Genomic DNA, 12,777 nt, shown 5'->3' with positions numbered 1-12,777 from the left:
ACGATCGAGCGTGCTGAGGGAGCACTGGTGGTGGCGAATCCGGCGTGTCTACACCATGGTGGCTCCCTCGGTTACTCCGCGAGCAGACGGAGGTCGTTCGTTCCGGGCGGGTGGAGGGTGAGGCACTCCTCGCGCTTCGATGGCGGGGTGGGATTTGGGGTGGGCGGCGTGCCGGTGGGGTGATGGCGGGGGTGTGGGCGGTTGTGTCAGGCTGGCGGGGGAAATTGCGTCGCGGGCAATCGTTTCCGTGGCGGGCGGCGGCAGTGGGGATGGTTATGCCGACAGGGCTGGATTCGATTGTCGATCTTGATCTGTATCCGTTGGATCGGCGGGATCTTTGGGCGCTGGATGAGCTGTTCGACAGGGCGCATGTCGAGTTCTCGGCCAGCGGTGTGGTTGTACTACGGGAGTTCCTGCGGCCGGAGGCTATTGCTGAGATTGCTGCGGCCGCGCTGGCCAATGGGCGGTTGGACAGCTTTCGGTTCACAGATATCGATGCCGGTGAGGCGCTTCCCGACGTCGGGTCGGGGGGAAGTCGGGTGGGAGCCGGGCAGGGATCGCCGAGCAGTGAGCGTGTGCTCGCCTATGACCGGATTCCGGGGGGCTCGCCGGTCAAGCGGTTGTTTCAATGGGAACCGCTGCTCGACTTCGTTTCTCGGGTGGTGGGGGAGCCCGTATATCGGTCGGCTGATGATCTTGGCGCGTTGACCGTGCGGATTCATGAGCCCGGCGATGGTGAGGACTGGGGGTTCGGGTTCTCGGATTACACGCTCACGCTGCATATCGCGGCTCCCGAGCAGGGCGGGATTTTTGAATATGTGCCGCTGTCAGGAGCTTTCGCCGGGCTGGGCGGGGGCATGCCGGGCGGGCGGGTGGATATGTTGCCCACCGTGCCGGGGACGCTGGTTCTGCATGCGGGGCGGCGGTCCACGCATCGGGTGACGCAGGTGCGCGGGAAACTGCCGCGAGTCACCGCGGACATGGCGTTCAACAGCAAACCGGGGCAGCGGCTCAACGACTTGCAGCGGCGAAAGTGGTTCGGGCGCGGGGAGTGACGGCTTACGAGTCGGCGTGCAGGTCCAGGTAGTGGGCGATGCTGTCGGCGGGTGGGCCGTCGGCGACTATGCGGCCTTCGTGAAAGACGAGGACGCGGTCGAAGTCGCTGAGCAGGTCGAGGTCGTGGGAGATGACCACGATGCGCTGGGTGAGGGTGTGCAGGAGTCGCGCTATGCGGCGTTTGTTGCGTAGGTCGAGGAGTGTGGTGGGCTCATCGAAGATCACGTATTCGGGGCGGACGGCCAGGACCGCGGCGATGGCGAGGAGCTGTTTCTGGCCGCCGCTGAGTAGGTGCGCGGGGTGATCGCGGAATTCGCTGAGTCCGTATTCGGTCAGGACCTCGGTGACTCGGTCGGCGATTTCGGGTTTGGCCAGGCCGTGGTGTTTGAGGCCGAAGGCGAGGTCTTCGGCCACGGTCGGCATGACGATCTGGACGTCCGGGTCCTGGAAGACGAAACCGACCTGTCGGCGAACTGCCTTGCCCTGCTTGCGAGTATCGAGCCCGTTCACTCGAACCTGCCCGGAGGTGGGCACCTGCAAGCCATTGAGCAGGCGCGCGAAGGTCGACTTGCCCGAACCGTTCGCGCCGATGACGGCGATTCGATCCTCGCTCAGCGTCAGATCGAGTTCTCGCAGCACCTCACGCTCACCGAAGCGATGCGAGACCGTCTCGAGCTCGATCATGCGCGCGCCGGAATCATCGGATACGCCTTCTTCACCGCAATAGCCGCCGCTGAGCCGATGACCGCCTTCACCACATCACCCGGCAGGAACGCCACCGACGTGACGATCGCCTTCCCCAGCGAAATGTGCGCGGCCGCCGCCATCCACGGCACTCCGATCAGATAAAGCACGACCGCCCCACCGAAGAAGTTGATCGCAAAAGCGATAGGCGGGTTGTACTGCCGCCACAGCCGCTCGGTGAGCAACCCGATCACCAGCGCCCCGATCGGATAGGCAATCACGAACCCACCCGTCGGCCCCATGATCACCGACAGCCCGCCGCGCCCGCCCGGCAACACCGGCAACCCGACCACCACCAGCGCATCGAACAACAGAATCGCCAGCGCACCCCGCCGCGCCCCCAGAATCGACCCCGCCAGAATCACACCCAAGGTCTGCGAGGTGAATGGCGCGAACGCCCCCGGCAACTGAATGAGCGGGAAGAACCCCAACACCACCATGATCGCCGCGAACAATGCCACCTGCGCCAAATCCCTACTCCGCACCCGGGCATCCTAGGCGAGCGTCGCCCAGCATTTGCCGGGCGCATCCGGCATGGCTCAGTCGAGGCCGCGGGCGTCGAGGGCCTCGCCTACTCCATCGGCCATGCGGAGGGTGCGGATCAGGAGGGGGATGAGGAAGACGGTGCTGCGTTCGATGCCTCGGGCGCGCTGGGCGGAGCGGACGAGGTCGGCTTGGGCGCGGATCACCGGGATGAAGCGAATGGTCATGGCGATCAGGAGGCCGACCCGGTCGGGGCGGACGCCGAGGGGTTTCAACGGGGTGAGGGCGCGTTCGATGGTTTCGATCATCGCGGTGGTGCGGGTGGTGAGGGTGACCAGGTTGGCCAGCAGGACCAAGGTCAGCAGGCGTTCGCCCACCAGGAGGGCGGTCTCCCGATCGGTGAAGAGGATCTGGGCGAACATGATCAGCGCCAGGACCGGGATGAGGGCGAGGACTTGGCGGGCGGTCGTGCGCCACGGGATCCGCGCCAGCGCGTAGAGGCCGAGGACCAACGCGAGCGCCACGGCCAGCCACAAGATCGACGGCACGAAGAACAATGCGGTCCCTGTGACGGCCAGCACCAGCAGCTTCGCACCGGCGGGCACGGTATGCACCGGGGTCGCGGCGTCGTGGTACAGGCTCAGCACCGGTAGATCCTGGCATGCGGCTCGGGTCTACTCGGAGGGGGTGGTCGCTCGATCTTGGGAGGACCATTCGGTCCGGTGTCCAGCCGTGCGTCCCGGTCGAGCGTGTCGGTGGGTCGGGGGTAGGCTCGCTGCCGTGGCCGGCCGACTTCCAGACCGCGATATCGCGGCGATTCGTGAACGTGTTCGGATCGAGGATGTAGTCGGTGAATACGTCTCATTGAGGCGCGCGGGCGCGGACTCGATGAAGGGCTTGTGCCCCTTCCATGACGAGAAGTCGCCGTCGTTCCATGTGCGCCCGAATCACGGGCATTTCCACTGCTTCGGCTGCGGTGAGGGCGGTGACGTCTTCGCCTTCCTGCAGAAGCTCGAGCACATCGGCTTTGTGGAGGCCGTGGAGCAGATGGCCGACCGCATCGGCTACAAGATCAACTACGAGGGCGGCGGCACCTCGGTGCAGCGCGACCGTGGGACTCGCTCCCGCCTGGTCGCCGCCAATACCGCGGCGCACGAGTTCTATATGGCGCAACTCGGACAGCCCGAGGCGGAGACCGCCCGCAAGTACCTCACCGACCGCAATTTCGATGCGAATGCGGCCCGCGATTTCGGCTGCGGCTATGCCCCCGGCGGCTGGGACACGCTCACAAAACACTTGCTGCGCAAGGGTTTCGAGTTCAAGGAACTGGAAGAGGCGGGCCTGTCCAGGCAGGGCCAGCGCGGCCCGATGGACCGCTTCCACCGGCGGCTACTGTGGCCCATCCGCAATCTCGGCGGTGAGGTGATCGGCTTCGGCGCGCGCCGCCTCTTCGACGACGACACCATGACCGCCAAGTACATCAACACTCCGGAAACGGTGCTGTACAAGAAGTCTCAGGTGCTGTTCGGGCTGGATCTCGCCAAGCGTGATATCGCCAAGGGGCACCAGGCCGTGGTCGTCGAGGGCTATACCGATGTGATGGCCATGCACCTGTCCGGCGTGAAAACCGCTGTGGCGTCCTGCGGTACGGCCTTCGGTGATGAACATCTCGCCATGCTGCGCCGGCTATTGATGGACGACAACTTCTGGCGCGGCGAGATCATCTACACCTTCGACGGTGACGCGGCCGGTCAAGCGGCGGCGCTCAAGGCCTTCAGCGGCGACCAGAAACTGGCCGGGCAGACCTATATCGCCGTCGCCCCCGACGGTTTGGACCCCTGCGAACTGCGCCAGCGCTCCGGCGACGGCGCGGTGCGGGACCTGGTCGCGCGTCGAGTAGCCCTGTACGAGTTCGTGATTCGCGGCATCGTCAAGAAGTACGAGAACTCGGTCACCAATGACATGAGCCCCGAGCAGCAGGTGCAGGCGCTGCGCGAGGCGGTGCCGGTGGTCGCGCAGATCAAGGACAACGCCCTGCGCAAGGCGTATGCGACGAAGCTGGCGGGCTGGATCGGCTGGGACGACATCCAGCTGGTGGTCCGGCGAGTCGGCGATGAGGCGCGCAAGCTGTCGCGTGGCGGCGGCAATAGCCGCCCGGCGGGGCAGGCGGGACGTGAAGCCCCGCAACCGGTTGCGGGTCAGCCCGCGGGACGGCCGAACCCGAACGATCCGGTGCTGCTGCCGCAGCGTCAAACCCTCACCGTGGCACTGCAATACCCCGCGCTCGCCGGTCCGGTCTTCGACACGCTGGAGCCGGAAGCATTCACGCACCCCTCCTATGCGGCGGTGCGCGCCGCAATCGCGGAGGCCGGTGGCACCGCGGCCGGTCTGGGCGGCGCGGAATGGGTGAGCGCTGTGGCGGACAACACCGAGGACCTCATGCTCAGAGCGCTGGTGTCAGAGCTGGCAGCCGAGCCGCTACCCGTGAAGTCCAACGATGGATTGCCGCGGTTCGTCACCGGGATCCTGGCGCGCACGCAGGAAGCCTGGGTGGGCCGCCAGATCGCCGTGCTGAAGTCGAAACTCCAGCGCATCTCCTCGACCGAGCAGACCGACGCGTACATGGCGCTGTTCGGCGACCTCGTGGCATTGGAGCAGTACCGCAAGAGTCTGATCGCTCAAGCGATGGGCAATTCGCCAGACTTCAACGGTCGCTAAGTCGATTCCCGGTACGTCGGAGCGGTTTCCAGGGACTCTGAAGTCGCGCTGGGGTCGACTGAAGTCGCGTTGGGGTCGCTGAAGCTGCGCCGGGTGCGTTGAGGTCCCGCTGGTGCGTTGAGGCTCTCACCGGAGCGTCGAGATCCCACCGGAGCAATCGAGCCGATCTCGGAATGTTGCCCCAGGACCGCGTTTTTCATGCACTAAGCCCCCGAATCAGTCAGGAACCCGCCACTTTTCGCGCCTTAGTGCATGCCTACACCGGTTACCGCCGCAGCTGATCCTGCGGCACCAGAATCGTGGTCCGCTCATCCAGCGGCACCATGGGCTCCAGCTTGGGCTGAGTGCTCAGCTTGTCCGCCAGCTTCTGCCGTCCCACATGCACCAGCTTGCGTGTGACGGGGCTCTCGCTGATCGCGCGGGTCGTCTTACTTATCTGCTCATACCGAACCCGCCCGGCCTTCGCGCCCAGCACATACCCGGCCGCGACACCGATGATCAACCGCAGCATTTCGAGAAGCTCCTCCCGTTGGCCTGTCAGCGCCTCCATCCTGCCCGACGCCCCACCCCCCTGTCGATCCGCCTCCCCGTACCCGCCCCCACCAAAAGTCCGCAGGTAGAAGCGCGATTTGGGAAGTGAACAATGCATGCGCTAAAGTTTCTTCCCGTCAGCCCGAGCGGCTGACAGGCAACAATCCCCTATAGCTCAATTGGCAGAGCAGCCGACTGTTAATCGGCAGGTTTCTGGTTCGAGTCCAGATGGGGGAGCCTTTTTCGGCCCCTGACCAGCGTGAGTCTCTCACAGGTCAGGGGCCGAATTCGTACCAAAGAGGCTCTATCCTCCAGAATCCCTCCAGATATTCGGGGCGCGTCGCTTTCTTTCTCGATCTTGGTCGAGGTCGTCGAGGTGATCCGGCTCGCTCATGACCGCGTTGTGGATGATCTCGGCGGCGTTGTAGTGCAGCCGGCCGCGGGCCATGTACTTGCGCTGCGTCATCGCCGGGTCGGCGTGCTGGAGGACATCCGCGGTGACGCGCGCGGAGAGTCCTTCATCATCGAGCAGCAGCGCGATGAACTTCCGGAATGCGTAGGGACTCAGGCCGTCCGGTAGCCCCAATGCCTCTCGGACCCGTTGCCATTGATGGTTGACGTTCACCGGGTCGCGCAGGGTCCAGTCGAACGACGGAAAGATGAGGTCCACGTCGTACTCGGCAGGCGGCGGGTTCTCCCGCTTTCGTGCCTGCAGGTGTTCCCATCGGCGATCCAGGATGTCCACCGCGAAGTCGGGCAGCACGATGGTGCCTTGCGGATTTTTCGGGTCGTTGTCCTTTACCACTCGGATCAGGCCCTTGTTCTTCACCCGGATGACCTTGCCAACCGTACGGATCGTCTTCTTCTTGCGGTGGTAGAACGGCCAAGCCAACCCGAGGACCTGACTTGGCCGCTGGCCGGTGGCCGCGGTGATCGCGATCAGGTCTGCGAGGTCCGCTTCCTCGCAGTATTCGGCGACGGTCGGCGGTGTGTAGGAGCGAATCCCGCGCTTCTGCTCGGCCTTGGTGAGTTTGCGCGGACAGGGCAGTGTCGACCAGTACACAGAGGCCAGGATGAACCGCAGATCCTCGGTCTCGATATGCGCCGCGCCGCCGGTGCGGCCCTTTGCCGCGACATTCTCCGGAATCTCGGCTTCTCGTACGGGATTCACGCCGATCGCGCCCTTGCGGACCGCGTAGCGGAACATGCCGGACAGCATCGATCGCGCATTGAGCATGGAGGCTCGTCCGTGATTCTCGGCGACCGATTCCAAAAATGCTTCGGCGATAGCGGTGTTGAATTCATCGGTACCGATGCGGCGGAATCCGTACTGGCTCACCAGTATTCGCGCCCATCGGTCGTAGTTGCTTAGTGTGTTCTCGGCGCGATCCTTCTTCACCAGGTGCATCCGGTAGAGCTGCCACAGCTGCGTGACCGTGGTGCTCGCCGTCACTTCGCTGCCCGTGTTGGGAGTCAGTGCAGCGGAAGCGGCGCGGAGGGCGGCCTCGGCGCGGCTGCCGTCGCGATCGGGAACTCGACGGCCCAGGCTGTCGTAGCGCTCCGGGGACACCCGCCCCATGCGTCGGAGCTTGCCGCTGTGGTCGCGGACCCACGTGTCAGCTTGCCAATGCCCCGGGCGAAGCTCGGTCAGCCGGATGTTGCCCGGCACTCCGAGCGCCCGGGGCGGGCGACCAGGATCAGCCACGGTGGGACATTGAGCCTTCGTCGGTCTGCATCGCCTCCATTGCAGCGTGCAGTGCTCCGACGTTCCAGAGGTAGCGGCGGCCACGGCGTTTCGGCTTCGGAAGAGCGAAGGGGGCGCTGCCCTCGCGGTGCCACCGTCGCAGTACCTCAGGATGGCAGTGGACGATACTGGCGGCTTCGTTCGTGTCGGCCCAGCGCGCCGCACCGGGATTCATATTGGAGGTGGCCGTCGATGCGGCGGTTTGATCTGCGTAGCTGGTCATTTGGTGGCTCCTTTCCGGGAGTGCGAATGAGGGGGACATTGCTCTGTTCGGGCCATTCATCGATCGCTCCTGTCCGTCGGGTCGACGGCACCGCCCGTGATGAGCAACAGTCCGTCGCGTGGGCCGTCGCCGGTGTCGCTTTGCGCGACGATGCGGGCGACAGTGGAGTGGTGTAGACCGAATGCCGCCCCGACTTCGCGAGTGGAGGGGACTGTGCGGTACATGGCGCGGATGTGTTCATCGCGGTCGTGCTCGGTGGTGGTGTCGGGTGGTGTCGCATCCTCGACGACTGCGCTGTCGGTTCCGTCGCGGGCGCTGTCGGGTATGTCGGGATCCTTTGTTGGGGTATCCAGTTCGGAGTCAGTGGACCGAGACACTGTGTACCCGTTGACTTTTCCAATCGGATGTGAAGCTGTGTGCGATTCGGTCGGTGTGGATTCGGAAAGCATCGCGAAGCCGCAGATCACCATGAATCCATCGATGGCGAGGGGGCCGACGCGGGCGCCGATCAGGTCGTATCCCCAGGCCATGAGAACGTGGTAGACGTGGCCGTAGCTGATGATGGCCGATCCGATGGCGACGGTGCCCACGCCTCCGTAGCGGGCCAGTTTCCACCAGATTCCGGGTCGCCACCGTACGCGCAGTAGCACCTCCACGGAGAGCATGAGGAGTATGGGCCAGACTGCGGAACCGATTTGGGGTGCGGTGCCGGGGTTCCATCCGGCCGGTTTGGTGTCGGCGGGTAGCCAGGTATAGAGCCAGTTGGCGAGGACCGACAGGATTGCGCCGCAGCCGAATCCGAGGCGGGCTACGAGCCTGCCTCCGATGTCGTCCGCGGTGCGTCGCGTGGTCTGTCGCGTCGTGCGACGCAGGTGCGACGTGTCCGTGTCGCCGGTGTCGGGTGCGTCGGCTGTGGTGTCGTTGTGGTGTCGTACCGGTGCGCCCTCGGGCACAGCGTCGTTGCTGTGCCCGGTGACGATTCCGGCGTCGTTGCCGGTCATACCTGTCTCCTCGGATCGGGATGCGACAGGAGCGACAGCGCTGTCGCGGGCGCCGAGCCTGCGTCGTGGGTGTCCACGACACTGTTGCGGCGAAGTGGCTGGTGGGTGCGGTGTTGTTGGTGCATCAGTCCGAGTCACCGTCCTCGGAGGTGCGAGGGCGCGCCTCCAAGTAGGCGCCGACTCTGGTTCCGCTGCGCTGGGGGAAGATTCGCCAGTCCTGCACGATGTCGAGTACCGGGTCCAAGGCGTCGATCATGGCTTTGACTGCGGCGCGTTCCCCGACGAGCCGTACCTTCACGGTGTCGGTCGCCACCGAATCAGTCTCGGTGGGGACGGGGTAGTCGTTCATCGGCGCACCTGCTGCTCGTCGGGCGGCTGGTAGGTGGCGGTGTAGAGCTTGGGGGCAGCGAAGTTGGTGGCCGGGGGTTCCCCGAGTCCCTCGTAGCGGATGCGGAGTGCGCCGCCGATGGCAGGACGTTCGACGTCGGTGTCGTAGCAGGCGCCGATGATGGCGTCGGCGATGCCGGTGCGCATCCACAGTTTCCGCAACCCGGCTCCGTAGGGTTTGGTGGTGCCGTCGGTCTGCAGGATGAGGACCGGGATCATGTGTTCGGTGCCGTCGGCGTTGAGTTTGGGTGCCTTGGTGTGAAAGTCGAGGTCGGGTTCTTCTTCGATCGCAATGATGCGTCCGGTGACTTCGGTGCCGGGTTCGCTGGTGCGGCCGAATGCGGCGCGGGTGCGGGGGGTGAATGCGTGGCGCATGGTTCCGTCGCTGGCCGCGCGGCGGGGCTTGGCCGTGGTAGCGGTGTTGTCCATCGTGGTCCTCCTCATCGTTGTGGCGGTGGGTTGCTTGGCGCTGTCGGGGCGCGTCGAGGTCGAGCGTGCGGACGGCGTTGGGGGCGGTGTGAGAGGCAGGCTGTGTTCGTGGGCGAGGTCGTTTGCCTTGGCGTAGAACAGGTCTGCTTCCGGTGTTCCGGCGACGCTGGCGGCGTGGGCGCGGAGCTTGGCGACCTTGTCTCGGGCCTGCTCGGGAGTCACCGGTCGAGCCCTTCGATGTGGAGCGGGGTGGGGTGGTCGATGACCGGCACAGGGGCGGTCTCCGTCGTGGCCCGTCGGGTATCCCGGTCACTGTGGTCGGGGGTTTCGACGGCGCGTTCGAAGTGGACGGGTGAGCCGTGATCGGCCCCGGCACGTAGCGGGAAGGCGCCGTCGTAATTGATTGCGGGTGAGGAGTTCCTCGGCTCGGGGTCGGTCATCGGTCGACTCCGTCGAAGAGAGGCTGATTGATCACCGGTCCGGCGAAGATCGGATGTGCCAGACGCGGGCCGGTAGGCGGGGTCGTCGCGGTGCTCAGCGTGGGAGCGTGTTCGGCGAATTGCCTCGCGAATTCGGTGTTTTCGGTGCGTAGCTGTTCGACTTCGGTGTGGGCGGCGCGCAGTTCGGTGCGGAGCTTTTCGATTTCGGCGAGTGGGGATTTCTCGTGGTTCTCCTGCCAGGTGATGACCTCGTTGATGACCGTGTCGCGGTCCGCGGTGGACTCATAGATCGGTGCCTCGGCGCCGGGGTGGTGGATGTGGACGGTCACGTCGGCTCCGGCCGGCCAGCCCTGGCCGTCGTCGCCGAGCTGATCGAGGGCCCAGGTGTAGCCGTCGGCGAGGGTGGTCACTTGTGCCCGCTTGGCCATGTCCGGGTGATTGCGTACGAAGTCGGCACTGCCGACGGTCACGTCGTAGTTGCGTTCGGGTTCTGCGGGTCCTGGCTCAGGTCGTTCGGGAGCAGCAGCTGGGGTTCCCTCGGCGTGCCCGTCGCGGTCGATGGTGTGGGAGTCGTCGCCGAGCTGGGCGGCGATGACATCGATGCGTCCGACGACCTTGTAGATGGGCTCCTGCTGCTCGGGTGCGTCGATGCTGTTGGCGTAGAGGCGTACTGCCGCGTGGTTGTCGTGGTTGGCGAGTTGCTGCTGGGCCCACAGCAGCGCTTCGGCCGGAGTTCCGAACGTCTGGGTGTCGATCCTGCGTGCGACCGTCGAGTCCCCGGGATTGGGGTCGCTGCTGACCTCTACCCGGAAGCCGCCGGTCTCGTGGTCAAGCGGTGCGTGTTCTTGGTCGCGGTCGATGCCGGTAGCTGCTGTGCCGGGTCGATGGTCTTGGTCGGTTGGTGTGAACCCGTCTCGGTCGGGAGGCTCATGGTGCAGTTGATCGATGCCGAAGAGTGCCATGTCGACCAGGGCTGCCTGGTCGGGTCCCAGATGCTGGGCGTCGATGCGGATTTGTTCACGCAGACGAGCGGTCGCACGGTCGACGGGCGTCATTTCGGCCGGGTCGCCGGGGTGCTGGTTTCGGTACTGCACCCAGACTCGGTAGCGGTTGATGCGGCTGGTCAAGTCCTCGACGGTGACCTGCGGCAGCGGGGCTGGTGTCGCAGTGAAGGGCTGGGGAGCGGGTAGGTCGGTCGCGTTGAGGTCGATCGGAGCGTCCGGGTCGATATTCATGTCGGAGCGCCATCGGCCGCGGTCCGGTCGCTGTTGAGCGGGCCCGCGGCGGTCGGAATGCAGGCTGTCGAAGGGCAAGAGTTGGGATTGTTCGGACGGGATAGCCCATCCGGCGCGCAGCCTGGTCAACCCGTCATGGAGTCGGGCCCGCAGAGCATTCAGGCCGGTGGGTTTGCTGAAGACCAGGCCGATGCGAGTGTGCGGATCGCGGTGGATGCCGGCGAGGGTGGTTTCGATCTGACCGCGTTCGATGGCGTTGAGGTACGGCGAGGAGTAGGTGAGAGTTTCGATCCGGTCGCGGGTCTGCGCGAGCAGGCGCTGGCGTTCGAACCAGGTCTCCAGGGTGTCCGCGGAGCGGATTCCGCTCTCGGTGAGCAACTTCCACCGATATACCCGTAACTGCCCTCGCAGGGAGCTGCGTTCTTCGGCGTGGGCGTGACGCTGATCTCGCGCGTCCTGGGTGAGGATGCTGTTGATCTCGCGGCGCACGTTGCGCGGGACGGTGGTCGCGTTGGGGTTGAGGATGCGCCAGGCGCCGATGGTTTGCGCGATTTTGGTGGTGGCGCGGCCGAATTCGTGGGTGATCTGGTCGACTTCGGAAGTGTTGTCAGACATGATTATTGGCTCCTTGTGGGTCAGTGGTCGGATGGGTCGTTCGGGCCGCGGCCAAGCAGTTGCAGTGCGAATTGCCAGTTGTTGCGGGCACGCTCGTCGACGGCGATGAGCTGGTCGCGGGTGTGGTTGAACGCCTGCAGTGCTCGCAGTTGAATGGCGAGATCAGCCAGCTCACTCGCGATAGCGCGCACTTGTTCTGTGCCGTGGGCGATTTCGTGGGGGATGTCCCTGTGCTCGATGCGGAGCTGCCGGTAGCGAGCCGGGATGTTGTCGTCGATGTCGAGGAGGCGTCGTCCGCGTTCGGGGGCGGGGATCGGTGCGCGGATGATGGCTTCGGCGAGGATGTGCCACATGCCGCGCAGCAGCACTTCGCTGTGGTCGCGTTCGTTGCGGGCCATCAGCCCGAGCAGGTGGGCTTCGTGTTCGGCGCCGGCGCGAGCAGCATGCCCGCGGTAGATGACCACGAGCGAATCGAGCCATTCATCGAAAGCGCTGGTCGCGACCTGCGTTTGGCAGGTTTCGGTGGTGTCAGGTTCGGGGTTGCTCATCGGCACGATCACTGCTCGCTGTCGGGGCCGTCGAAGTCGCGATTTACCGTGCGCGGTGGGGCGGTGCGCGAAATGGCCGGGACTGGCGCCGCGGCCGGAAGGGCGAATCGGGCGTCGGAGATGCGCTTGTCGGCGTCATCGAGGCGCAGCTGGTCCAGCTCCGAGAGGTGGCGTTTCACGCTCCAGCCGGTGCGCCGGTCGAATTCGTCCAGCAACGCATCTCGGTGCCCACACCACCAGCCGTGTGGTTCCCACCGGCTCTTGGATCTGGTGATGGCCCGCTCGGTCTCGTTGATCAACGCCGGGACCGACAGCTCCTCCAACGCGTGCGCGGAATGCCCGCCCTGCAGCAGATCCGGCCGGAATTGCGCCCGCGTCGTGGCAGTCCGCTGATCACGGGCGCGGTCGCGGTCGTCGCGCTCGATTTCGCGCTCGGCCCTGAGCCGGTCCAGTTCCTGCCGCTCGGTGGGCGACAACCGCTGCCGCGCCACGGCCTTCTGCAGTTCGTCCCACGGGTCGTAGTTGTCGATGGCGATGATGCCGACGAGAGTCACGATCCCCGCGGTCACTCCGATCAGAGCTGTGCGAATGTATATGTGGTTCATAGGGTTTGGGCTCCTTCC

Annotated in this window: 15 protein-coding genes and 1 tRNA gene; 3 read left to right on the top strand and 13 right to left on the bottom strand. The window is 65.5% G+C overall.

Features of this window, described 5'->3' with window-relative positions:
* Positions 1–269 precede the first annotated feature (269 nt).
* Positions 270–1,055 carry a hypothetical protein gene (locus AB0N05_RS15130; protein WP_364693161.1) on the top strand — a complete coding sequence of 262 codons (786 nt, stop codon included), beginning with the start codon at positions 270–272 and terminating at the stop codon, positions 1,053–1,055.
* Positions 1,056–1,059: 4 nt separating this feature from the next.
* On the opposite strand, the gene AB0N05_RS15125 is transcribed toward AB0N05_RS15130, so the two are convergent.
* From AB0N05_RS15125 to AB0N05_RS15115, 3 genes are read right to left on the bottom strand one after another with little or no spacing between them, the layout of a single operon-like run.
* Positions 1,060–1,740: an ABC transporter ATP-binding protein gene (locus tag AB0N05_RS15125; RefSeq protein ID WP_364693158.1), complete on the bottom strand. Its 681-nt coding sequence runs from the start codon at positions 1,738–1,740 to the stop codon at positions 1,060–1,062.
* Positions 1,737–2,285, bottom strand: coding sequence for a biotin transporter BioY (locus AB0N05_RS15120; protein ID WP_364693155.1), 549 nt, complete (start codon positions 2,283–2,285; stop codon positions 1,737–1,739). Before AB0N05_RS15120 ends, AB0N05_RS15125 begins: the two co-directional genes overlap by 4 nt.
* A 54-nt stretch (positions 2,286–2,339) precedes the next feature.
* Entirely contained in the window at positions 2,340–2,930 is a 591-nt protein-coding gene (locus AB0N05_RS15115; RefSeq protein WP_364693152.1) for an energy-coupling factor transporter transmembrane protein EcfT, read from the bottom strand.
* A gap of 133 nt (positions 2,931–3,063) precedes the next feature.
* On the opposite strand from AB0N05_RS15115, the gene dnaG reads away from it, so the two are divergent.
* A complete protein-coding gene (gene dnaG / locus AB0N05_RS15110; RefSeq protein WP_364693149.1) occupies positions 3,064–5,001 on the top strand; it encodes a DNA primase in 1,938 nt (645 codons plus the stop codon).
* 265 nt (positions 5,002–5,266) lie between these two features.
* Here dnaG and AB0N05_RS15105 read toward each other — a convergent pair whose 3' ends face one another.
* The gene (locus AB0N05_RS15105) at positions 5,267–5,512 is read right to left on the bottom strand and encodes a hypothetical protein (RefSeq protein WP_364693146.1); all 246 of its coding nucleotides are present in this window, start codon (positions 5,510–5,512) and stop codon (positions 5,267–5,269) included.
* A gap of 184 nt (positions 5,513–5,696) precedes the next feature.
* On the opposite strand from AB0N05_RS15105, the gene AB0N05_RS15100 reads away from it, so the two are divergent.
* Positions 5,697–5,769: transfer RNA gene (locus AB0N05_RS15100), tRNA-Asn, on the top strand.
* Positions 5,770–5,836: 67 nt separating this feature from the next.
* Here AB0N05_RS15100 and AB0N05_RS15095 read toward each other — a convergent pair.
* From AB0N05_RS15095 to AB0N05_RS15055, 9 genes are all read right to left on the bottom strand, one after another.
* Positions 5,837–7,111, bottom strand: coding sequence for a tyrosine-type recombinase/integrase (locus AB0N05_RS15095; protein WP_364693144.1), 1,275 nt, complete (start codon positions 7,109–7,111; stop codon positions 5,837–5,839).
* A 118-nt stretch (positions 7,112–7,229) separates the two neighbouring features.
* Positions 7,230–7,499: a hypothetical protein gene (locus AB0N05_RS15090; protein ID WP_364693142.1), complete on the bottom strand. Its 270-nt coding sequence runs from the start codon at positions 7,497–7,499 to the stop codon at positions 7,230–7,232.
* 56 nt (positions 7,500–7,555) lie between these two features.
* On the bottom strand, positions 7,556–8,500 hold the full coding sequence (locus tag AB0N05_RS15085) for a hypothetical protein (protein ID WP_364693139.1): 945 nt from the start codon (positions 8,498–8,500) through the stop codon (positions 7,556–7,558).
* A 124-nt stretch (positions 8,501–8,624) separates the two neighbouring features.
* Positions 8,625–8,849, bottom strand: a complete 225-nt coding sequence (locus AB0N05_RS15080) for a hypothetical protein (protein WP_364693136.1) — start codon at positions 8,847–8,849, stop codon at positions 8,625–8,627.
* The gene (locus AB0N05_RS15075) at positions 8,846–9,538 is read right to left on the bottom strand and encodes a DUF2786 domain-containing protein (RefSeq protein WP_364693133.1); all 693 of its coding nucleotides are present in this window, start codon (positions 9,536–9,538) and stop codon (positions 8,846–8,848) included. The genes AB0N05_RS15080 and AB0N05_RS15075 overlap by 4 nt, the downstream gene beginning before the upstream one ends.
* Complete coding sequence (locus AB0N05_RS15070; RefSeq protein ID WP_364693131.1) at positions 9,535–9,756, bottom strand: hypothetical protein; 222 nt, start codon at positions 9,754–9,756, stop codon at positions 9,535–9,537. Before AB0N05_RS15070 ends, AB0N05_RS15075 begins: the two co-directional genes overlap by 4 nt.
* Positions 9,753–11,606, bottom strand: coding sequence for a hypothetical protein (locus AB0N05_RS15065; protein ID WP_364693128.1), 1,854 nt, complete (start codon positions 11,604–11,606; stop codon positions 9,753–9,755). The genes AB0N05_RS15070 and AB0N05_RS15065 overlap by 4 nt, the downstream gene beginning before the upstream one ends.
* 20 nt (positions 11,607–11,626) lie before the next feature.
* Complete coding sequence (locus AB0N05_RS15060) at positions 11,627–12,166, bottom strand: hypothetical protein (protein ID WP_364693125.1); 540 nt, start codon at positions 12,164–12,166, stop codon at positions 11,627–11,629.
* A complete protein-coding gene (locus tag AB0N05_RS15055) occupies positions 12,163–12,759 on the bottom strand; it encodes a hypothetical protein (protein WP_364693123.1) in 597 nt (198 codons plus the stop codon). Before AB0N05_RS15055 ends, AB0N05_RS15060 begins: the two co-directional genes overlap by 4 nt.
* Between the last annotated feature and the right edge of the window lie 18 nt (positions 12,760–12,777).

The organism is Nocardia sp. NPDC051030 (assembly GCF_040683015.1).
GTDB lineage: Bacteria > Actinomycetota > Actinomycetes > Mycobacteriales > Mycobacteriaceae > Nocardia.
Note: the sequence above shows the minus strand (reverse complement) of the source record. Positions and strands in the feature narration are given on the sequence as shown.